This window comes from Pseudomonas syringae, from assembly GCF_001698815.1.
GTDB lineage: Bacteria > Pseudomonadota > Gammaproteobacteria > Pseudomonadales > Pseudomonadaceae > Aquipseudomonas > Aquipseudomonas syringae_A.
Map to the genome: position 1 here is coordinate 127,511 of NZ_LGSI01000037.1, position 21,787 is coordinate 149,297.

Sequence of the window (21,787 nt, forward strand, 5' to 3'; positions counted from 1 at the left end):
CCAATTCCGCACTGCTTACAACTCTAACTGACAGTAAAGGATATTCCGATGGAGCTCCTCAATCGTTCACCGCGTGTGGTAGCTGGTATTTGCGGCATGGTCATGGTCCAGCAGGCATTCAGTGCTGGTTTCGTGGAAGACAGCAAGGCCAGTATTCTGGCTAGAAACTTCTTTAGTAATGCAGATAACCGAAGTGGTGCGGCAGATCCAAACTACACGCAAGAGTGGGGGCAGGGGTTCATTTTCGATTTCCGCTCCGGTTATACCCAAGGGGCTGTAGGTTTTGGTGTTGACGCTCTCGGTATGCTGGGTATTCGCCTGGATTCCGGTAAAGGTCGTCATTACAACCCGACGAGCACCGCATTCAACGGCAATATTTTCCCGACGGACAGCGACGGGCGTGCCGTGGATGAGTTCGGCAGCGTTGGGCTGACGGCCAAAGCCCTGATCTCCAAGACAGAGTTTCGTTACGGTACGCTGGTCCCGATGCTGCCAGTGGTAATGTCCACCGATCGTATGTTGCAACAGACGTTCAATGGGGGGCAGGTTCAATCCAGAGACATCGACAACTTCACGTTTACCCTGGGTCAGTTGGAACATGTAAAAGGTCGTGGATCAAGTAACCAGATGGGCATGTCGATTCCCGGCGCTAACAATGCAGTTACCGGTGAGTTCGTTAACAAGTTTTACTACGGCGGCGTGGACTACAAGCCGACCAAAGACTTGTTGCTGCAGTACTACTACGGCAACCTGGAAGATTTTTATAAGCAGAGTTTTCTGGGTCTGAAATATGACCTGCCAGTAGGGCCTGGTACTTTGCGTTCTGATCTGCGTTACTTCGACAACAAATCAGACGGCGCCAATGGCAATGATCCAGCGTTCTACACCTTGGGTTATTACGGTAATGGTGTAACCAAGGGCAAGGTTGACAGCCGGCTGTCGAGCGCCTTTTTCACCTATATGGTTAGCGGTCACACCATTGGTGCCGGTTTCCAGCAGGTCAGCGGCGACAGCGATGCGGTCTGGCTGAACCAGGGTGATGGATCCACCGCTTATTTCATGACCGAGTCGATGATCGGCAAATTCCAGCGTGCCGGTGAAAGCACCTGGCAGGTCCGTTATGGCTACGACTTTGCGCAAGTCGGCATTCCTGGCCTGAGCTTTTTGGGTATGTACGAAAGTGGTTCGAACATTCGTACGCCAACAGGCGATACAAAGGAGTGGGAACGCAACCTGACCGTCAGCTATGTGGTGCAATCCGGTCCTCTGAAAAAACTCAATGTCCAATTGCGCCACGCCTCGTTGCGCACTGAAGTCACTACCCAACGTGACAGCGATGAACACCGGGTGATTGTGTCCTATCCGCTGGACATCCTGTGATTCGGAGTGCCTGACGGCTGGGTGAGCGCCTTGAGGACGAGACGCTCGCCAGCCACGATCTGGAGAAATCATTGACGCAATGACTGATCCAGATCATGTCAGGGTCGGACAGGTGCTGCTATACATCAGTGTGCATTGATTGCTGTGTCGCGCGTAGCGCTGCATCGGCGGTCAGGTTTGCTCAGGTTTCCGTGGTCTCAGTGTCTGAGCCGTCACGAGTGAGCGATATCCCTAATGTCCGTCTTGATGGAAGGAGTGATATTCGTGAAAGCTCTCGTCTACCAAGGGCCTGGTGAAAAATCCTGGGTCGATAAAACCGATCCTGTCATTGAAAAGCCCACTGACGCGGTAGTGCGCATCCTGCACACCACGATTTGTGGCACTGACTTGCATATCCTCAAGGGCGACGTACCTGCTGTAACTCAGGGGCGAACCCTCGGGCATGAAGGCGTAGGCGTGATCGAGGAAGTCGGTTCCGCCGTGCGCAATTTCAAAAAGGGCGATCACGTGCTGATCTCCTGTGTCACCTCGTGCGGCAGTTGCCCCAACTGCAAGCGTCAGCTTTATTCCCATTGCGCCGATGGCGGCTGGATTCTCGGCCACTTGATCGATGGTACCCAGGCTGAACAGGTACGCATCCCTCACGCGGACAACAGCCTGTATCCGATTCCCGCAGGTGCCGATGAACAGGCGCTGGTGATGTTGAGCGATATCCTGCCCACCGGTTTCGAAATCGGTGTGCTGTCGGGCAAGGTCAAACCCGGCGATGCAGTGGTCATTGTCGGTGCCGGTCCGATCGGCATGGCGGCGCTGCTGACGGCGCAGTTTTACTCGCCCGGCATGGTGATCATGGTCGATATCGATGCTAACCGTCTGGAGGTGGCCATGCAGTTTGGCGCAACCCATGCGCTCAATCCCGGCCAGGACGATGTGGTCGCCCGGATCTTTGAACTGACCGATGGCATCGGCGCCGACGTCGCCATCGAAGCCGTGGGCATCCCCGCGTCGTTTGATACCTGTCAGCAAATCATTGCCCCGGGCGGACATATCGCCAACGTGGGCGTGCATGGCAAGAGTGTCGAGTTGCATCTGGAAAAACTCTGGATCCAGAACATCAATATCTCCACAGGCCTGGTCAATACCAACACCACGCCGATGCTGATGAAGACCGTCCAGGCCGGGAAGATCGAGCCCGGCAAGCTCATCACGCACCGCTTCGAACTTGGAGACATCATTCAAGCCTACGAGGTCTTCGGCAATGCCGCCAAGGAGAAGGCCATCAAGGTGGTGTTGTCTTCTTAAACCGGTATTCAACCCGCCTCAGCCACAGTGATTAACCGGTTCACGGACGTCCGTTGTCCATCGAGCACTAAGGAAAAGTGGATGCACGTTGAATTCAAGAAGCAGTGGATAAAGTACGCGTTGGGCTGCGTCATCATTGTCGGTTTGGGAATCTGGATGTGGGTGGCGCTGCGGCCCAGCGGGTTGGGGGAGGGTTTCGCCAGTGGCAACGGGCGCATCGAGGCCACTGAAATCGATGTCGCCACCAAGCTGGCCGGGCGGATATTGACCATCGCAGTGGATGAAGGCGACTTCGTTCAGCCCGGACAGGTCATTGCCACCATGGATGTGCAGGTGCTGGATGCGCAACTTAAACAGGCTCAGGCTCAGGTTCGGCAGGCCGACAACGCGGTGCTGACCGCTGAGGCGGTGGTTGAACAGCGCGAAAACGAAAAGAATGCCGCCGAAGCTGAGGTCAACCAGCGTATCGCCGAGTTGACTGCTGCGCAGAAGCGCTATGGCCGCACCGATCAGTTGATCAAGTACAACGCCGTGGCCCGCCAGCAACTGGACGATGACCTGGCGGTACAGCAGAGCAAGCAGGCGGCAGTCGCATCGGCTCGGGCACAGGTCTGGTCGGCGAAGGCAGCAATCATTGCCGCAAAATCGCAGGTGATCGAGGCGCAGTCGTCGGTTGAAGCACTTCAGGCCGGCGTTGATCGCTTGCAGGCCGACATCACCGACAGCCAACTCAAGACCGATCGCGTGGCCCGTGTGCAGTATCGGGTTGCCCAGCCTGGCGAGGTGTTGGCGGCCGGCGGCAAAGTCCTGAATCTGGTGGACCTGAATGATGTCTACCTGACGTTCTTCTTGCCCACGGGTCAGGCGGGACGTGTCGCTCTGGGTTCGGATGTGCGGGTGATTCTGGACGCTGCGCCACAGTATGTGATCCCGGCACAAGTCAGTTATGTCGCCAGCGTCGCGCAGTTCACGCCCAAGACCGTGGAAACCACCAGTGAGCGGGAAAAACTGATGTTCCGGGTCAAGGCGCGGATCGATCGCAAACTTCTGGAGAAACACCTCAACCAGGTCAAGACCGGTTTGCCTGGTGTGGCCTGGCTCAAACTTGATGCCAATGCGCAATGGCCGGCCGATCTTCAGATCAACGTGCCGCAATGACGGCGCCTGGGCTTAACGTCGTGGAGCTTTCCGGAATCGGTTTGCGCTATGGCAAGCAGGCCGCTCTGGATAACGTGGCGCTGCAGATTCCCGCTGATTGCATGGTGGGGGTAATCGGCCCTGACGGGGTGGGAAAATCGAGCCTGCTGGCGCTGATTTCCGGCGCGCGCAAACTGCAGCAGGGCAGCTTGCAGGTGCTGGGCGGCGATATGTCCAGCGCGGCGCATCGGCGCCAGGTTTGCCCGCGCATCGCCTATATGCCGCAGGGTTTGGGCAAAAATCTGTACCCGACCCTGACCGTGTTCGAGAACCTGGATTTTTTCGGGCGGTTGTTCGGCCAGGACGAAGCGGAACGCAACCGCCGTATTGACGATCTGGTGCGCAGTACGGGCCTGGACGGGTTTACCGATCGCCCGGCGGGCAAGCTGTCCGGAGGCATGAAGCAGAAGCTCGGCCTGTGTTGTGCGCTGATTCACGACCCGGACTTGCTCATACTCGATGAGCCCACCACCGGCGTCGATCCCTTGGCGCGCAATCAGTTCTGGGAGCTGATCGCACGGATTCGCAACAACCGGCCGGGCATGAGTGTGCTGGTTTCCACGGCGTACATGGACGAAGCCCAGCGCTTTGACTGGTTGATCGTAATGGACGCGGGCAAGGTCTTGGACACCGGAGCGCCCGCTGAACTGTTGCAACGTACGCACAGCGAGAATCTGGAGCAGGCGTTCGTTGCCTTGCTCCCGGAAGAGAAACGTCGCGGCCACCAAACACTGGTGATCCCTCCACGCAAAACCGAAGACGCCGCAGCAGTGGCCATTGAAGCCCATGGCCTGACCTGTCGTTTCGGGGATTTCGTCGCCGTCGATCACGTGGATTTCCGCATTGAGCGCGGCGAGATTTTCGGTTTTCTCGGCTCCAATGGCTGTGGCAAATCCACGACCATGAAAATGCTCACCGGTTTGCAGCCTGCCAGTGAGGGCAAGGCGCTGCTGTTCGGTCAGGAAGTAAACCCCAAGGACATCGAGACCCGCCGCCGGGTGGGCTACATGTCCCAAGGATTTTCTCTGTACGGCGAATTGACTGTCTTACAGAATCTGGTGCTGCACGCCCGGTTGTTCCATCTGCCCAAAGAGCAACAGGGGCCGCGCATCAAGGAAATGCTTGAGCGTTTTGACCTGACGTCAGTCACCGACAGCCTGCCCAATGATTTGCCATTGGGCGTGCGGCAGCGGTTGTCGCTGGCAGTCGCGGTGATTCACAAACCGGAGGTGTTGATCCTCGATGAGCCCACTTCCGGCGTGGACCCGGTCGCTCGGGACAACTTCTGGGAATTGCTGATTCAGTTGTCCCGGGAGGAGGGCGTGACGATCTTCATCTCCACGCATTTCATGAACGAAGCGCTGCGTTGCGACCGGATATCGATGATGCACGCCGGCCGCGTCCTGGACAGCGGCACCCCTCAAGCCTTGATGAGCAAACGCGGCCTGCCGACGCTGGAAGCGACATTCATTGCCTACCTGGAAGATGTCGCCGATACACGGGCGGCCCCCGGTATGCCGGACACTTCGGCGCAGTCAGGCGTCACCGCGAAAACCCTGCCGCGTTCGGGGTTCAGCTGGCAGCGCCTGTTCAGCTACAGCCGCCGCGAAGCCATGGAACTGCGCCGCGATCCGTTTCGCGCGACGCTCGCACTGCTCGGTACCGGTCTGTTGATGCTGATCATGGGCTACGGCATCAACCTGGACGTCGAGAACCTGCGCTATGCCGTACTCGATCGAGACCAGACTGGCGCGAGTCAGGAGTACATGCTCAATCTCTCGGGCTCGCGCTACTTCATAGAGAAACAGGCGCTGCATGACTACGATGAGCTGGATCAACGCTTGCGTAGCGCAGATATCAGCCTGGCGGTGGAGATCCCTCCCGGTTTCGGTCGTGACTTGAAACGCGGCAGCCATCCGCAGGTGGGTTTCTGGGTGGACGGCGCCATGCCGACCCGAGCGGAAACCATCAAAGGCTACGTGGCTGGCATTCATGCGAGCTATTTGCAGCAACGATTACTGGAAACCACCGGCACGGCGCAAAGCAGCCCCGTTGATATCGCCTTGCGCTATCGCTACAACCCGGATGTGCAAAGCCTGCCGGCGATGGTGCCAGCGGTAATTCCGCTGTTGCTGATGCTGATTCCGGCCATGCTCACTGCGCTGGGCGTGGTACGGGAAAAGGAACTGGGCTCGATCACCAACCTGTACGTCACACCGGTAACGCGCCTGGAGTTCCTGCTGGGCAAGCAACTGACCTACATCGCGTTGGGAATGATCAATTTCTTCATCCTGTTGGTGCTGGCGCTGCTGGTCTTTGACATTGCCGTGAAGGGCAGCCTTGCCACCCTGATCATCGGCGCCTTGCTGTACATCATCTGCGCCACTGGCATGGGCCTGCTCATGTCGTCGATTCTCTCCAGTCAGATCGCGGCGATTTTCGGCACGGCGATCATTACCTTGTTGCCTGCGACCCAGTTTTCCGGGCTGCTTGACCCGGTTTCGTCCCTGGAGGGCATCGGTGCGCTGGTGGGCAACATCTATCCGACCAGCCACTTCCTGACCATCAGCCGCGGAGTGTTTTCCAAGGGGTTGGGGCTGGCGGACCTGTATGCCTATTTCATTCCTTTGCTGATCGCCATTCCGGTTCTGACGTTGCTCAGCGCCGCCGGCCTCAAGAAGCAGGAGGTCTGAAATGTCCAACCTCTCCAACATCCTGCAACTGGGCATCAAGGAACTGCGCAGTCTGTATCACGATCCAGCGTTGCTGCTGTTGATCGTTTTTTCGTTCACCCTGGGTATCTATGCTGCGGCCACCAAGGTTCCCGAGTCGCCCCATCGCGCCACCATGGGCGTGATCGACGAGGATCAGTCCCAAGCCTCGAACCGGATTATCAATGCGTTTCAGATGCCGTACTTTCTCAAGCCGGTGCCGATCGATTTCGCCCAGATTGATCGGGGCATGGACGCCGGGATCTACACGTTCACCCTGAATATTCCAGCGCGCTTTCAGCAAGACTTGCTCGCCGGCCGCCAGCCAACCCTTCAGGTCAACGTTGATGCGACCCAGATCAGCCAGGCGTTCACTGGAGCCGGTCACATACAGCAAATCATCGGCACAGAAGTCGCTGAATTTCTCAAACACTATCGCAGCGCCACGGTGGAGGAGGTCACGGCCGTGGTGCACATGGAATTCAACCCGAACCTGGTTTCCACCTGGTTCGGCGCCATTAACGAGGTGATCAACCAGATCACCATGCTGTCGATCATTCTCACCGGCGCTGCGCTGATTCGTGAGCGTGAGCACGGGACCATTGAACACTTGCTGGTGATGCCCATTACACCGCTGGAGATCATGATCGCCAAGGTCTGGTCCATGGCGCTGGTGGTGCTGGCGGCAGCGGCGCTGTCGATGTTTTTTGTCGTCGAAAAATGGCTGCAGGTGCCACTGCATGGTTCTTTCTTGCTGTTTCTGGGTGGCGCGGCCCTGCACTTGTTCGCGACCACCTCCATCGGGATTTTCTACGGCACGCTGGCGCGTTCCATGCCGCAGTTGGGGCTGCTGATCATCCTGACGTTGATCCCGCTGCAGATTCTCTCTGGCGGCGTGACGCCCAGGGAAAGCATGCCCGTGGCGGTGCAGAACATCATGCTGGTGGCGCCGACCACGCATTTCGTCGAGCTGAGCCAGGCAATCCTGTTTCGTGGGGCTTCGCTGTCGATCATCTGGCCGCAACTGCTCGCGCTGCTGGTGATTGGCAGTGTGTTCTTTTTCGTCGCCCTGTCACGTTTGCGTAAATCACTGAATTAGCGGTCGGTTGGCGTTGCTGTCATCGGCTGTTCGTCGCCTGCTACCGGACCAATCCGGCCCAATCGGGCTGAGCCGTCTACGCTGCACCTTTGCCCTGGCATTCGAAGCCTTTACAACGATCCTCTGGAGCCGTCATGTATACCTTCAATCCACTGCTCTCCAGCGCTGACCAAGCGCCCGCGTCAACCACCCTCAACGCTTCCCCCGACAGTACCGGCCCGCTGAGCGACGAGTTGCTCCAGCGAATGCATCGCTACTGGAATGCCGCCAATTACCTGTGCGTCGGCCAGATCTACCTCAAGGCCAACGCCCTGTTGCGCGAGCCGTTGACGGCCCAGCACATCAAGCCTCGTCTGCTGGGGCATTGGGGCACGTCTGCCGGGCAGAACTTTATCTACGTGCACTTGAACCGGCTGATCAGCGAACGGCATGTCGAGGTGGTGTACATTTCCGGCCCCGGTCATGGCGGGCCGACCCTCAACGCGTGCGCGTGGCTGGAAGGTACCTACAGCGATGTGCATTCCGATATCACGCCGGACGCCAACGGCATGCTGCGTTTCTTCCGCAGCTTCTCCACGCCGGGCGGGATTCCCAGTCATTGCGGGCCGCATACGCCCAACTCTTTGCATGAAGGCGGCGAGCTGGGCTATTCGCTGGTCCACGCGTTTGGTGCGGCGTTCGATAACCCGGATCTGCTGGTGGCGTGCGTGATCGGCGACGGCGAGGCTGAGACCTGCCCGCTGGAAGGCAGCTGGAAAAGTATTCGCTTCCTCAACCCGCTGCGTGACGGCGCGGTGTTGCCGATCCTGCACCTAAATGGCTACAAGATTTCCGGCCCGACGGTTGAGGCGCGCACCGACGACAACGACTTGATCGCCTTGTATAGAGGACGTGGTTACGAGCCGATCATCGTTGCCGGAGACGATTTGCCGGGCATGCATCAACGTTTCGCTGCTGCACTGGACAGTTGCTATGGGGATATCCGTGACATCCAGCAACGTGCCCGACAGTACGGCGACGTGGCCCGCGCGCGCTGGCCGATGATCATCCTGCGTAGCCCCAAAGGCTGGACCGGCCCGAAAGTTGTCGATGATCTGCCGGTCGAGGGCACCTTTCGCGCGCATCAGGTGCCGCTGGCCAATGTGATTCAGAACCCTGCGCACCTGGTTCAGCTGGAAGCCTGGATGCGCAGTTATTCGCCGCAGACGCTGTTTGACGAGGCGGGCGCGCTGGTTGCGGACCTCAAGGCGCTGAATCCGCCGCTTGCGCTGCGCATGGGCGCGGTGCCCCACGTCAACGGTGGGCGGGTGCTGACCGCGCTGGACTTGCCGGATTTTGCCAACTACGGGCTGGAAGTGCCTGGCCCCGGCCAGGTGATTGCCGAAGCGCCGCGCAAGCTCGGGGAATACCTGCGCGACGTGATTCGCGCCAACCCGGACAATTTCCGCGTGTTCGGGCCTGATGAAACCAATTCCAATCGTCTCAACGCGGTCTTTGAAGCCACCAACCGGACCGCTGCCGGGCCGCTGTTGAGCATCGATGAGCACATCGCCGCTGACGGCCGGGTGATGGAAGTGCTCAGCGAGCATTTGTGCGAAGGCTGGCTGGAAGGCTATCTGCTGACCGGGCGCCACGGCATGTGGTCGACCTATGAAGCGTTCGCCCAGGTGGTGGATTCCATGGTCACCCAGCACGCCAAATGGTTGCAGCAAAGCCGGGAGTTTCCATGGCGCCGGCCGCTGGCTTCGCTCAACGTGCTGCTCACCAGTCACGCCTGGCGCAACGACCACAACGGTTTCAGTCACCAGTCCACCGGTTTTGTCGATAACGTCCTGCAGCGCCGTTCGGATGTGGTGCGTATCTACTATCCGCCGGATTCCAACTGTCTGGTCAACGTGTTCGATCACTGCCTGCGCAGTCGCAGTTACGTGAACGTGGTGACGTGCGGCAAGCAGCCGGACTTTCAATGGCTGGATTTCCAGGCCGCGCTCAAGCATTGCTCCCAGGGCGCTTCGATCTGGAAGTTCGCCAGCAACGACGACGGCGAGCCGGATGTGGTGCTGGGCTGCGCCGGGGACGTGCCGACCACCGAAGCCGTCGCTGCTGCCTGGCTACTGCAAAAGCATGTGCCGGGCATTCGCGTGCGTCTGGTCAACGTGGTTGATCTGGGCACGCTGAGCAGTCCGCAACAGCGTCCGCATGGCATGGATCACGTCTCCTTCGAGGCGCTGTTCACCCGGGAAGCACCGGTGATGTTCGCCTTCCACGGCTCGACCTGGGTGATCCATTCCATGGTCCATGGCCGGGCCAACGAGGCGCGTTTTCACGTGCGCGGCTTCTCCGATCAAGGCACCACTACCACGCCATTCGACATGGTGGTGCTCAACAGCATGAGCCGTTATCAACTGGCGCTGGATGCGCTGAGCCACGTACCGCGTCTGCGGCTGCAAAGCCAGGATGCGATCAGCTATCTCGAAGGCCAGCTGCGCGCGCATCACGCCTACATTCGCGAACATTTCGAGGACTTGCCGGAGATCCGCAACTGGCGCTGGACGGACGACTTCAGCGAGTCCGACAGCCCGCCGCCGTTGGCCAAAGGGCATACCCGGGGGCAAACCTTCACTGACGCTTGATCCGGAGGATATTCAATGCCGCACAGCACCTGGCACGATCCGAGCTTCGAAACGCTTCGCCAATTGGCTTTCGACCAGTCAATCCGCTGGTCAAGTCTGAACGATGACATCTGGCGCAGCCTGGACAACGCGTTATGGGAGCTGACCCATAATCCGTGCCTGGTGCTCAATTCAGTGTCCTCGCAGCGTATTGCCGTGCTGCTTGCGGAAAATCACTTCCATGGACGGGTCGCGCACATTGCGCGCTCGCATGCAGAGATATTGGCCCGGCCTTCCTGGTTCGACGATCACAAACAGGCCAGTCATCTGGGCTGCGTGGCGTACTTTTCCATGGAATACATGCTCAGCGAGGCGTTGCCGATTTATTCCGGCGGGCTGGGCAATGTTGCGGGGGATCAACTCAAGGCTGCGAGCGATCTGGGGGTGCCGGTGGTGGCGGTGGGCATGCTCTGGCAACACGGATATTTTCGTCAGGAAATCGGTCCGGATGGAGCGCAACAACCGCTGTATCCAGTCAATGACACTCGGCAACTGCCGGTCGAACCGCTGTTACGTCCTGATGGCAGCCTGTTGCGCCTGGCATTCGAGTTGCCCGGTCTGACGGTATGGCTGCGGGGTTGGCGGGCGACAGTGGGCGGTAATCGATTGCTGCTGCTGGACAGCAACGACCCGGCCAACCCACCGCCAGTGCGCCTGATCACCAGCCAGCTGTATGGCGGCGATCTGGAGATGCGCCTGCGTCAGGAGATCGTTCTTGGCATTGGTGGCTGGCGCTTGCTGGAGGCTGCCGGCTACGTGCCGGATGTCCTGCATTTGAACGATGGGCATGCCGCGTTCGCGGTACTGGAGCGAGTGCGCAGTTACATGCAGGCGCAACGCGTCAGTTTCAGCGTAGCCTTGACGGCCACCCGTGCCGGTAATCTGTTCACCACGCATACGCCGGTCAAGGCCGGTTTTGACTGCTTCCCCGCGCAACTCATCGACAAATATCTGGAGCGTTATATCCAGCAGGAGCTGGACCAGCCTGTTTCGGCGATCCTTGCCCTAGGGCGTCAAAACGCCGACGACGCACAGGAACCGTTCAATATGGCCTACCTGGCTGCGCGTTGCTGCGGCGCGATCAATGGGGTCAGCAAACTTCATGGCGCCACCAGCCGGCATATCTTTCAGAACCTGTTTCCACGCTGGCCTACCCCTTCGGTGCCTATCGGCCATGTCACCAACGGCGTGCATCATCCCACCTGGATTTCCCGTGAATCGGAAGAATACTGGCAAGCCCTGCATGGTGAAATGCTGCCTTGGCGGGGCTTCAGCGAGCCCCGTGTCGCTGAATTCTTCAAGCAGGTCGATGACGCACAACTCTGGGACTTTCGCGGCCGGGCGCGCAGCTGGCTGATCCAGTTCGTGCGTACGCATCTGGCCCGCAGTGCGGCGGTGCACGGTGCATCGCTGGCGGTGATCGAGTCCATCGGCAATCTGTTCGATCCCGACGTTCTGACCCTGGGTTTTGCCCGACGCTTCGCCAGCTACAAGCGCCCCAATCTGCTGCTGCAAGACCCGGATCGACTGCTGCGTATTCTCAATCATCCCAGCCGTCCGGTGCAGTTGCTGATTGCTGGCAAGGCGCATCCCGCCGATCAGCAGGGTCAGCAGTTGATCGCTGCCTGGCAGGCATTCATCGCCCGGCCGGACGTGCAGGGCCGGGTGGCGTTTCTTGATGACTATGACATGCGTGTGGCGCGCAACCTGGTGCAGGGGGTCGACGTGTGGGTCAACACGCCGCGCCGTCCGTGGGAGGCCAGCGGCACCAGCGGCATGAAAATCCTGGCCAATGGCGGACTGAATCTTTCGCAACTGGATGGCTGGTGGGCCGAGGCTTGCACCGATGAAGTGGGCTGGGGCATCGGTGACGGTGCCGAGCACGATGAAACCCATGACATTGTCGATGCGACGCAGCTCTATGAAGTGCTGGAACAGCAGGTTATTCCGGCGTTTTATGAGCGCGACGGGCAGGGGTTGCCCAGGGAATGGATCAGGCGCATGCGGGCCAGCATGGGCAGCCTGGCAACGCACTATTCAGCCGATCGGGCCGTGCGCGAGTACACCGAGCGTTATTACCTGCCGGCCGCGATTGCCTACCGGGCGCGTTCGGCCCTGGATAATCGGCTGGCCATTCAGCTCAATGATGGCTGTGAACACATGCACCGGCATTGGTCGGGGATTCGCTTCCTGGAACAACAGGTGTCGCGTCAGCCCGGACGTTACCGGGTGACCTTGCAAATGGATCTGGCGGGGCTCTCACCGGTTTTTCTGCGGGTGCAGCTGTACGCCGAAGGCATCAATGGCGCCCCGGCCAAGGCTTGGGATTTGCGCGTCGATACGGCTGGTAGGCGCGATGGTTTGTACACCTACAGTGTAGAAGTCCCCGATGATCGCCCGGAGCAGGCGTACACCGCACGAGTGATCGCAGATGCCTCGGCGGGGTTGAATGTGCCCCTGGAAATAGGGTTGATCGCCTGGCAGCGCTAACAAATCGGCAAGGCTGGCGAATCCCTGGCAGTACCGGGTGTCTACTTCCTGCCGCCACCTGTGCAGTGGTCTTGCACATCCACAGGGTTCCGACCGCAACGAGCGTTGCGCCCTGTGGCGTCGCGGTTCGAATTTATCTGCCAGGAGAATCTCTATGCGCGCTGCAACAATCGCCGGCTTCATGCTGGCCGCCGCTTTGCCTTGTGGGGCTATGGCCGACACGCCGGGTTACGGCAAACAGCTGGAAGGGTTCAAATATCCTTATGCGCTGAGTAAATTCGAATTCCAGTCTCAGGGCAAAAGTCTGGAAATGGGCTACATGGATGTCGCGGCCAAGGGCAAGGCCAACGGTCACACCGTGGTGCTCATGCACGGCAAGAATTTTTGCGGCGCGACCTGGGAAGACAGCATCAAGGCCCTGAGCGAGGTGGGCTATCGCGTGGTGGCGCCGGACCAGATCGGTTTCTGTACCTCAAGCAAACCTGAGCATTACCAGTACAGCTTCCAGCAATTGTCGACCAATACCCACGCGTTGCTGGCGAAACTGGGCATCGACAAGGCCGCCGTGGTGGGCCATTCCACCGGCGGGATGCTCGCCACGCGTTATGCATTGATGTACCCGCAGCAGACCGAGAAGCTGGTGCTGGTCAATCCGATTGGCCTGGAAGACTGGAAAGCACTGGGCGTGCCGTATCGCAGCGTCGATCAGTGGTATGAGCGTGAACTGAAGCTCAGCGCCGACGGTATTCGCAAGTACGAACAGAGCACCTATTACGCCGGGCGCTGGAAACCTGAATTCGACAAGTGGGTGGACATGCTCGCGGGCCTGAACAAAGGTCCGGGTCATGAAGCGGTGGCGTGGAACTCCGCGCTGATCTACGACATGATTTTCACCCAGCCTGTGTTCTATGAATTCGCCAAACTTCAGGTGCCAACCCTGTTGATGATCGGTGACGCCGACACCACTGCGATCGGTAGCGATATTGCCCCGCCTGAGGTGAAGGCAAAAATCGGTAATTACAAAGTGCTGGGCAAACAGGTCGCGCAAATGATCCCCGGTGCAAAATTGCTGGAATTCCCCGGCATGGGCCACGCGCCACAGATGGAAGAGCCGGCGCAGTTCAACAAGGCGCTGATTGCGGATCTGGATGGAAAGCCCTGATTGCGGCAAACACCGAATCAGGTAGGACCGGACTTGTCCGGGAAGAGGTCGGCGCAGACATCCGGTTGCCTGATCGGACGTCATCGGGGACAAGTCCCCTCCTACAGGTGGCTACGGTTGCGCCGTGGTGAATCAGTTGGACGATTCGGTCAACCGATAAGCCTCCAGCGCGACGACCCATTCTTCATTGGTCGGCTCGACCACCACCTTGACCTTGCTGGCGGGCGTTGAGATGACCGGCGCGTTCGCCTGGTTGGCGGTTTCATCAAGTTCGACGCCCAGATACTGCAGCCCCGCGCACATGCGTGAGCGAATCGCGGCGTTGTGTTCGCCGATGCCGGCGGTGAACACCAGCATGTCCAGGCCGCCCAATGCCGCTACCAGCGCCCCGGCTTCGTGAATGAAGCGGCGCAGGTACAGCGCAAGCGCCATGGCTGCGCGAGGTTCATCGGCTTCGACGGCGAGCAACGCGCGCGGGTCGCTGGAGATGCCGGAAACCCCCAGCAGCCCTGACTCGTGATAGAGAATGTGGCTGACCTTTTCCAGGCTGAGCTTCCAGATTTCCATGAGGAAAATCACCGCGCCGGGGTCCATGGCGCCGCAGCGGGTGCCCATCATCAGGCCGTCCAGCGCGGAAAAGCCCATGGTGGTGGCGACGCTTTTCAGATCCCGCATGCCGCACAGGCTGGCACCGCTGCCCAGATGCGCAACCAGCGTCCGGCCACGGGCCTGGTCCCCATAGCGCTCGGCAAGGGCAATGGATTGGTAGCAATAGGAAAGCCCGTGAAACCCGTAGCGGCGCAGGCCGTTTTCCCAGGCCGACCAAGGCAGCGGCAGGATCTTCTCGACATCCGGCAAGGTCTGGTGGAAGGCGGTATCAAAACAGACCACTTGCGGCAGATCCGGGCGGGTTTGCAGCAGGGTTTCTATGGCTTCCAGGGCAAAGGGTTGATGCAGTGGCGCCAGCGGAATATAGCTTTTCAGATCGGCCAGCACTTGCGCGTCGATCAATACCGGGTTGGCGTATTTGATCCCGCCATGCACCACCCGATGGGCAATCGCCCGCAGGGTTCGGCCGCCCAACTGCGCCATGACCCGCTGGCGAATGTGCCCCAGCGCATCGTGATACGGCTGATCCTTGCCCAACGCCAATGGCTGGTCCTGGCTGCCGTTCTCGCTGATCACCGGATCTGGTCCGGTGATGCCCTCGACCTTGCCGCCCCACAGCGGGGAGCGGGCGAGCTGGCCGGAGGCGGCGTCGAACAGTGCAAACTTGATACTCGAGGAGCCGGCATTGAGGACCAGAATCACAGCATTGTTGGCGGGATTGTTCATGGCGGCGTTACCCGATAGTGATGGGCGACCAGCACGGCGATTGCGCACGAGGCGATACGCGCTTCCCGTGAATCCGCGCGGCTGGTGAGGACGATCGGCACCTTGGCGCCAAGCACGATGCCCGCGCTGGCCGCACCGCCCAGGTACTCCAGCTGCTTGGCGAGCATGTTGCCGCTTTCCAGATCCGGCACCACCAGAATGTCCGCCTTGCCAGACACCGGCGAGTGGATGCCCTTGATCCGCGCTGCCGCCAGGGAGATGGCATTGTCGAACGCCAGCGGCCCGTCGAGCACCGCGCCAGTAATCTGACCGCGATCCGCCATCTTGCACAGCGCAGCGGCATCCAGGGTTGCCGGCATGTTGGCGTTGACGGTTTCCACGGCGGCAAGGATCGCCACATGGGGATTGCTGACGCCCAGGATGTGCGCCAGGTCGATGGCATTGCGCACGATGTCCACCTTGTCGGCCAGCGCCGGAACGATGTTGATTGCCGCATCGGTGATGATGAATGGCCGGGGATAGAAGGGCGTCTGCATCACGAAACAGTGGGTGATACGCCGTTTGGTGCGCAGCTGCGCGGCCGATGGCACCACCGCGGACATCAATTCGTCGGTGTGCAGGCTGCCTTTCATCAAGGCCTCGACCTGGCCATCGCGGGCCATTTCGGCACCGCGCACGGCGGCGGCATGGCTGTGGGGTACGTCTTCGATGGTGAGGCCCGCAAGGTCATGATTGCCCTTGGCGGCCAGGGCTTGCAGCTTGTCGCGTGGGCCGATCAAAACGGGCTCGATCAAGCCGGCATCCCGGGCATCGAGCGCGGCCTCGAAACTCACTTCATCGCACGGATGCACCACCGCGATGCGAATCGGCTCCAGGGTCTGGCAGGCTTCCAGCAGGCGATTCAGGCCGTCGGCGCTGTGCCGCAGCTCAATGCCCGGCAGGCTGACCCGATGCACGTCGATGTGCTCGCTGGCCGCATGCACCAGGGATTCGCCTTCAAGGACCACGACGCCTTCCTGATTGATGCCGCTGCAGGCCAGCGTCAACAGATGCCGCGCTTCATCCCGGGCCGTTACGGTGACCGAAACGGTCAGGGTATCGCCGATGCGCACCGGGGCGAGAAACTTCAGGGTTTGCCCCAGCGACACCGAGCCCGGCCCCGGCAACCGCGTGCCAATCAACGCGGAAATCAACGCGCCGCCCCACATGCCGTGGGCGAAAACCGTGTTGAAGTGGGTCGTCGCGGCAAAATCCGGATCGACATACAGCGGGTTCACATCGCCCGAGACGAGGGCAAACAGCTGAATATCCTGCGCGGTTAACGTGCGCTGTAATGAGGCCGACTCGCCGAGCAAAATCTCGTCGAAGGCGCGGTTCTGGATGCGTTCCAGATCGTTGGTCGGGAAGGGCATGGAGCTGGTCATGAGTGTTGATCCTGAGAGTGCGTCGGCATGGAGGCGATGACGTTCAAGCGGGCACTGTGCGTGACTTGCCCTTGGGGCCGGTTTCAATAAGGAATATCGCCAGCACAATGGCCAGCACGATGCCGCCCAGCAGCCAGGCACCGGCTTGTTGGAACACCGGCAAGGTCAGCGGATTACCCGCCGCCAGGCGTGCCAGCAGATAACCGAACACCGGCGTGAGCAAGGCACTGAAGGTGAACACCAGAAAGTTGATGGCGCCGGTGGCGCTGCCTTTGACGTTGTCCGGGTTGACCTCCTTGATGATCGAATAAGGAATCATCGCTGCCCCCGAGCCGATGCCCAGCAGCAGGCCGAACATGTACGGCGGTGCGATACCTGCGGGCAAATAGACGATGGCCGCGCTGGCGATCAGCATCAGCAGCGCGCCGCCGATCAACACCGGTTTGCGTCGACCGAGCTGGTCGGAAATATAGCCCAGTAACGGGCAACCGATAACCCAGCCCAGCGGGATCATGCTGCTGCGATTCACCGCTTCGGTGTAGCCCACCGCCAGACCGTCACGCAAGAACGGCACGCCCCAGATCATGTCGCCGATGGTGGTAGGCAAGAACAGCAGCCCGGCGGTAAAATCGCACAAATATGACTGAGGGTTGCTCAGGACTTTTTTGTACGGGGTGAACACCGATCCCAACGAATGTGTGCTGTCGGCGGGGCGTGGATCGTGGCCTTTGGGCGTCATGCACAGCACCAGAATGGCGATGAGCAACAGGCAACCGGCGGCGATAAACCAGAACTGCTGCCAGGCAATCGTGCCGTGAATGATCGGTGCCACGGCGAACTGCCCGGCAAAACCACCGAGCATGCCGAAGCACTGGGTGAAGCCGACTGCGGTTGCCAGATAGCGCGGCGGGAAACCATGGGTTGCCAGGTACACCGCGCCGATGAAGGCGCATGCCGAGCCCGCGCCCTGCAACAGCCGACCGACTTGCGCAATCTGCAGCTCGCCCAAGCCGAACAATGCCGCACCAATGGCAACCAGCAGAATGCCGGCGGGGATCACGTACTTGGCGCCCAGCCGATCCAGTGCAGCACCGGCAATGATCGAGAAAATCGAATAGGTGTAGTAATAAAGCCCGACCAAAGCGCTGACGGCCACCACATCGCGGCCAAACGCCGAGGTCAGTTCCGGCATCATCACGCCGGGGGCCGACCGCAGTGCGTATTGCACAAAGTAGAACAACGCGCAAAACAGCCAGGCGATGACGAAACCGATATGCAGACGCTCGGATTTAGCCGGGAGAGTTCCTGATAGTCCTGATAGAGCAGGGGGCATTGCATTGGCCTTGAGCGCGGAAGGAAGCCGCTAGCCTACGCTTTTCTCATGACCGACATCTTGCGAAGGGTCAATGGATGGCGACGTCCCCCGGCGTAACCTTCAGAACGAGGTAAACAGATAGCTTGCGATCAGGCGCGTTTCATCCATGTTTCTTGCGTCATCACTGCGATAAGTCGCATTGCGCACTCTCACCGAGAAACCCTTGAGCTGGCCCTGAAAGGCATAGTTCACGTCTATATCGCGTTCCCATTCGTTCTCGGTGCCGACTTTCTTCAAGTGATCACCTTTGATGTAGGCCGTGAAAACACTCAACCCCGGGATGCCCAACGCGGCGAAATCGTACCCGTAGCGCAGCTGCAGGCTGCGTTCGCCGGCGCTGCCGAAGTCGTGATATTGGACGTAGTTGGGCAGGTAGGGGTTGTTGATATAGGGAAAGCCGGTATCGCCAGCCATGAGCTGCCAGGCCGCCATCACGCTGTGCCCGGAGTCAAAGCTGTAGCTGAGCGCTGCGGCGTACGCCCGGTTATCAACCTCGCCAGCCTTTGCCGCACCGACATCGGAGGCTGTGAAGGCGCGCAGATCAGTGGTCAAAGTGCCGTTGCCGACACGGCCGTTGTGTACCAGGCCGAAATATTGTTGACGGTAGACATCATCAAGTTCGCCGACGTAATAAGTGGCACTCAACTCGGGCGTCAGCTGGTAAGTACCGCCGCCATAACGGTAGTCGCCGCCAATGCCCGTGGCACGATAACGCCCGTCCTTCACCGCAATCGCGATATCCCGCAAGTCAGTGGAGTCGGGCGTGATGGTTTTGTCGAACCGAGCCAGATTGAGCGTCAGGCGCTCTACGTCCGTGGAGTTGATCTGCCAGCCCTGGAACGTCTGGGGAAGCAATCGGCTGTTGTTGTATTGCAATACCGGGACCTTGGGCAGCGACATGCCGTAGCGCAATGAGGTTTTGGATAGCTTGAGTTTGGCGCCGTATCCGGCCTTCGAGTATTCCGGCGCAGCTTCCCCGGAAGCGCGTTTGGGCAACAGGCCGCTGCCCGAACGGTCCGGGCTGGAATCCAGCTGGTAGCCCGCGAAGATCAATGCATCTGCGCCAAAGCCGATCAAGCCCTGGGTGTATCCGGATTCATAGTTGAGCAGAAAGCCTTGCGCCCATTCCTCTCTTTTGGAAGCGCCAGCGCCATCGCGAAAGTCGCCGTTGTAGTAAAAGTTGCGGGCTTCCAGGCGAAGCTTGCTGTCGGCAATGAAACCGTCTGCCAGTGCGGCTTCAACGGAGAAAACTGCAGGTGCAAGCAAAACGGTATACAGAGTGCGGTTCATTTTTATTGTTTTCCTGACGCAGAGAGTCGCTGCTCGGCCGGGGCCGAACAGGGGGACTTTTAGAGTTGTTGGTGTCGACAGGTTTGACGCGTTACGGCTTGGTGCCCAGCTCCCGGGCAAGCATGTCGCGGTCCAGCTCTTTTTCCCATGCTGAAACAACCAGCGCGGCGACACCGTTACCGACCAGGTTAGTCATCGCCAGGCCCGTTCCCATGAAACGGTGGATGCCCAGAATCAAGACCATGCCGGCGACAGGTACCAGCGGCACGACCATCAATGTGCTGGTCAGCATGACAAAGGCCGCGCCGGACACGCCGCTGGCACCTTTGGAGGTGAGCATGGCGACGATCACCAGGGTCAGTTGTTGTGACAGCGAGAGGTCGATATTCAATGCCTGGGCGATGAACAGCACCGACATCGTCAGGTAGATATTGGTGCCGTCCAGATTGAACGAATAACCGGTCGGGATCACCAGCCCGACCACAGGTTTGGAGCAGCCCAGGCGTTCCATTTTTTCCATGATTTGCGGCAGCACCACTTCAGAAGAACTGGTGCCGAGCACCACCAGCAGTTCCTCTTTGATGTACGAGATAAAGCGCAGGATGCTGAAGCCGCAGACTCTCGCCACGCCGCCCAGAATGAGCACCACGAACAGAACGCAGAGCAGATAGAAACTGCCCACCAGCTTCATGAGCGGCAACAGGGCGCCGACGCCGTAAGTGCCCACGGTGAACGCAATGGCACCGAATGCACCGATGGCCGAGAGCTTGGCGATGATGTGCACGATGCGAAAGAACACACCGGACAGGCCTTCGATGATGTCGTAGACCGGCTTGCCTTTTTCGCCCAGGCCGGACAGGGCACAGCCGAACAGCACTGATACCAGCAGGATGCACAACACGTTGCCTTCGGCAAATGCCTGGACGAAGGTCGACGGAATGATCCCCATGAGGAATTCGACCATGTTCATGTGCTTGGCCTTCTCGGCGAAGCCGGTGACTGCCGAGGCATCAAGGCTGTTCACGTCCACGTTGAAGCCGCCACCGGGGTTGAACAGGTGGCCGCCGATCAGACCGATGATCAGCGAAAGGGTCGAGATTACCTCAAAGTACAGCAGCGCCTTACCGCCGACCCGACCCACCTTTTTCAGGTCCCGCATCCCGGCGATGCCGCTGACGACGGTGCAGAACACCACCGGCCCGATGATCATCTTGATCAGCTTGATGAACGCATCGCCCAGGGGCTTGAGGTCAGCTGCAAAGGTCGGCCAGAAGTGGCCGACGGCGATCCCTGCGATAATCCCCAGGAGGACCTGAAAGTACATCGCCTTGTAAAACGGCTGCCTGGCCTTGACCTTGACGGGCGTCGTTATGTCGACCTGAGCGGATGCAGGACTGGGATTCATGGCGTTTCACTCACTTGAATGTCTTATTTTTGGAGGTATGACAGGTTTTGCTGCGCTTAGCGTCCGTATAACCTCATCGGGTTATCGACCAGCAGTTTTTGCCGCAGCAGTGGATCGCGACAAAAGCCGAACATCAGGTCCACCAGTTCGCCATCGTTGGGCATGTCCTGGCTGATATTCGGATGCGGCCAGTCCGTGCCCCACAGGACGCGATCCGGCGCTAGCTCAATCAGGCGCTGGGCAAAGGGAATGGCATCATCGAATGGCCGGCGACCTGCGGATACGCGCTCCGAGCCGCACACTTTGACCCATGCCAGCGGGTTTTCCATCAATTGCTGCAAGGCCAGGAACGATGCCTGTTCGATGCCGCTCCCGGCTTTGACCCGGCCCATGTGATCAATGATGAAGGGCACCGGTATGCGCGCCAGCCTGTCGGCGTAAGTCAGGATGTCTTGTGCGTCCAGATGCAGGACAACGTGCCAGCCGAAGTCGGCCAGACGATCCACCGTGGTGTCAAACACTTCAAGATCCGGCGCGCCACCCAGATGCGCAACGAAGTTGAACCGCACGCCTCGAACACCGCCCGCGTCCATCTCGGCGAGCTGTTCGTCGGTCTCACTGCCATCCACAATCGCGACGCCTCGATAGCGCCCTTCGCTGCGTGCGATGGCGTCCAGCATCGCGCGGTTGTCATTGCCATGGCAGCTGGCCTGGACGATGACGCCGCGACTGATTCCCAGCTGATCGTGCAAGGCGCGCAAGGTCTCGAAAGGTGCGTCGGGCGGGGTGTAGCTGCGGTCTTCGGCGTACGGGAAAACGGCGGCCGGGCCGAACACGTGGCAGTGGGCGTCCCAGGCGCCAGCGGGGAGCGGTTGTTGCGGTTTGGTCGGGTGGGCATCGGGTGCGAGGCAGGTTTTCATCGCGTGTCCTTTTTGGGTCGTTGTT

General features: G+C 59.7%; 14 protein-coding genes. 8 read left to right on the plus strand and 6 right to left on the minus strand.

Translation table 11 applies throughout. The features are described 5' to 3' along the window. Positions 1–48 precede the first annotated feature (48 nt). From AFK24_RS10440 to AFK24_RS10475, 8 genes are all read left to right on the plus strand, one after another. Positions 49–1,380: an OprD family porin gene (locus AFK24_RS10440; RefSeq protein WP_065833159.1), complete on the plus strand. Its 1,332-nt coding sequence runs from the start codon at positions 49–51 to the stop codon at positions 1,378–1,380. A gap of 264 nt (positions 1,381–1,644) precedes the next feature. Beyond that, entirely contained in the window at positions 1,645–2,682 is a 1,038-nt protein-coding gene (locus AFK24_RS10445; RefSeq protein ID WP_065833210.1) for a zinc-dependent alcohol dehydrogenase family protein, read from the plus strand. An 81-nt stretch (positions 2,683–2,763) separates the two neighbouring features. Then, positions 2,764–3,840, plus strand: a complete 1,077-nt coding sequence (locus AFK24_RS10450; protein ID WP_065833160.1) for an HlyD family secretion protein — start codon at positions 2,764–2,766, stop codon at positions 3,838–3,840. After that, positions 3,837–6,572 (plus strand): ribosome-associated ATPase/putative transporter RbbA, encoded by a 2,736-nt coding sequence (rbbA, locus tag AFK24_RS10455; protein WP_065833161.1) that lies wholly within the window; start codon positions 3,837–3,839, stop codon positions 6,570–6,572. Before AFK24_RS10450 ends, rbbA begins: the two co-directional genes overlap by 4 nt. A 1-nt stretch (position 6,573) precedes the next feature. Then, positions 6,574–7,689 carry an ABC transporter permease gene (locus AFK24_RS10460; RefSeq protein WP_065833162.1) on the plus strand — a complete coding sequence of 372 codons (1,116 nt, stop codon included), beginning with the start codon at positions 6,574–6,576 and terminating at the stop codon, positions 7,687–7,689. A 134-nt stretch (positions 7,690–7,823) separates the two neighbouring features. Then, positions 7,824–10,322: a phosphoketolase family protein gene (locus tag AFK24_RS10465; protein WP_065833163.1), complete on the plus strand. Its 2,499-nt coding sequence runs from the start codon at positions 7,824–7,826 to the stop codon at positions 10,320–10,322. A gap of 15 nt (positions 10,323–10,337) precedes the next feature. After that, positions 10,338–12,851: an alpha-glucan family phosphorylase gene (gene glgP / locus AFK24_RS10470; protein ID WP_065833164.1), complete on the plus strand. Its 2,514-nt coding sequence runs from the start codon at positions 10,338–10,340 to the stop codon at positions 12,849–12,851. A 154-nt stretch (positions 12,852–13,005) separates the two neighbouring features. After that, positions 13,006–14,013: an alpha/beta fold hydrolase gene (locus AFK24_RS10475; RefSeq protein ID WP_065833165.1), complete on the plus strand. Its 1,008-nt coding sequence runs from the start codon at positions 13,006–13,008 to the stop codon at positions 14,011–14,013. A gap of 132 nt (positions 14,014–14,145) precedes the next feature. Here AFK24_RS10475 and AFK24_RS10480 read toward each other — a convergent pair whose 3' ends face one another. The 6 genes from AFK24_RS10480 to AFK24_RS10505 form a co-directional block, all read right to left on the minus strand. Further along, a complete protein-coding gene (locus tag AFK24_RS10480; RefSeq protein WP_065833166.1) occupies positions 14,146–15,348 on the minus strand; it encodes an acetate/propionate family kinase in 1,203 nt (400 codons plus the stop codon). Continuing rightward, entirely contained in the window at positions 15,345–16,772 is a 1,428-nt protein-coding gene (locus tag AFK24_RS10485; protein ID WP_065833167.1) for a bifunctional enoyl-CoA hydratase/phosphate acetyltransferase, read from the minus strand. Before AFK24_RS10485 ends, AFK24_RS10480 begins: the two co-directional genes overlap by 4 nt. Positions 16,773–16,815: 43 nt before the next feature. Then, positions 16,816–18,105 carry an MFS transporter gene (locus tag AFK24_RS10490; RefSeq protein WP_065833168.1) on the minus strand — a complete coding sequence of 430 codons (1,290 nt, stop codon included), beginning with the start codon at positions 18,103–18,105 and terminating at the stop codon, positions 16,816–16,818. A 102-nt stretch (positions 18,106–18,207) separates the two neighbouring features. Continuing rightward, complete coding sequence (locus AFK24_RS10495; RefSeq protein ID WP_065833169.1) at positions 18,208–19,437, minus strand: OprD family porin; 1,230 nt, start codon at positions 19,435–19,437, stop codon at positions 18,208–18,210. A gap of 91 nt (positions 19,438–19,528) precedes the next feature. Continuing rightward, positions 19,529–20,842 carry a dicarboxylate/amino acid:cation symporter gene (locus AFK24_RS10500; protein ID WP_065833170.1) on the minus strand — a complete coding sequence of 438 codons (1,314 nt, stop codon included), beginning with the start codon at positions 20,840–20,842 and terminating at the stop codon, positions 19,529–19,531. 56 nt (positions 20,843–20,898) lie between these two features. Next, positions 20,899–21,762 carry an amidohydrolase family protein gene (locus AFK24_RS10505; RefSeq protein WP_065833171.1) on the minus strand — a complete coding sequence of 288 codons (864 nt, stop codon included), beginning with the start codon at positions 21,760–21,762 and terminating at the stop codon, positions 20,899–20,901. Positions 21,763–21,787: the final 25 nt, after the last annotated feature.

What these genes read in the sequence shown, in the direction of transcription:
- AFK24_RS10490 (WP_065833168.1), bottom strand. Translation starts at nt 18,105, where the DNA reads ATGCCCCCTGCTCTATCAGGACTATCAGGAACTCTCCCGGCTAAATCC.
- AFK24_RS10495 (WP_065833169.1), bottom strand. Translation starts at nt 19,437, where the DNA reads ATGAACCGCACTCTGTATACCGTTTTGCTTGCACCTGCAGTTTTCTCC.
- AFK24_RS10480 (WP_065833166.1), bottom strand. Translation starts at nt 15,348, where the DNA reads ATGAACAATCCCGCCAACAATGCTGTGATTCTGGTCCTCAATGCCGGC.
- AFK24_RS10505 (WP_065833171.1), bottom strand. Translation starts at nt 21,762, where the DNA reads ATGAAAACCTGCCTCGCACCCGATGCCCACCCGACCAAACCGCAACAA.
- AFK24_RS10440 (WP_065833159.1), top strand. Translation starts at nt 49, where the DNA reads ATGGAGCTCCTCAATCGTTCACCGCGTGTGGTAGCTGGTATTTGCGGC.
- AFK24_RS10485 (WP_065833167.1), bottom strand. Translation starts at nt 16,772, where the DNA reads ATGACCAGCTCCATGCCCTTCCCGACCAACGATCTGGAACGCATCCAG.
- glgP (WP_065833164.1), top strand. Translation starts at nt 10,338, where the DNA reads ATGCCGCACAGCACCTGGCACGATCCGAGCTTCGAAACGCTTCGCCAA.
- AFK24_RS10500 (WP_065833170.1), bottom strand. Translation starts at nt 20,842, where the DNA reads ATGAATCCCAGTCCTGCATCCGCTCAGGTCGACATAACGACGCCCGTC.
- AFK24_RS10475 (WP_065833165.1), top strand. Translation starts at nt 13,006, where the DNA reads ATGCGCGCTGCAACAATCGCCGGCTTCATGCTGGCCGCCGCTTTGCCT.
- AFK24_RS10465 (WP_065833163.1), top strand. Translation starts at nt 7,824, where the DNA reads ATGTATACCTTCAATCCACTGCTCTCCAGCGCTGACCAAGCGCCCGCG.
- rbbA (WP_065833161.1), top strand. Translation starts at nt 3,837, where the DNA reads ATGACGGCGCCTGGGCTTAACGTCGTGGAGCTTTCCGGAATCGGTTTG.
- AFK24_RS10460 (WP_065833162.1), top strand. Translation starts at nt 6,574, where the DNA reads ATGTCCAACCTCTCCAACATCCTGCAACTGGGCATCAAGGAACTGCGC.
- AFK24_RS10450 (WP_065833160.1), top strand. Translation starts at nt 2,764, where the DNA reads ATGCACGTTGAATTCAAGAAGCAGTGGATAAAGTACGCGTTGGGCTGC.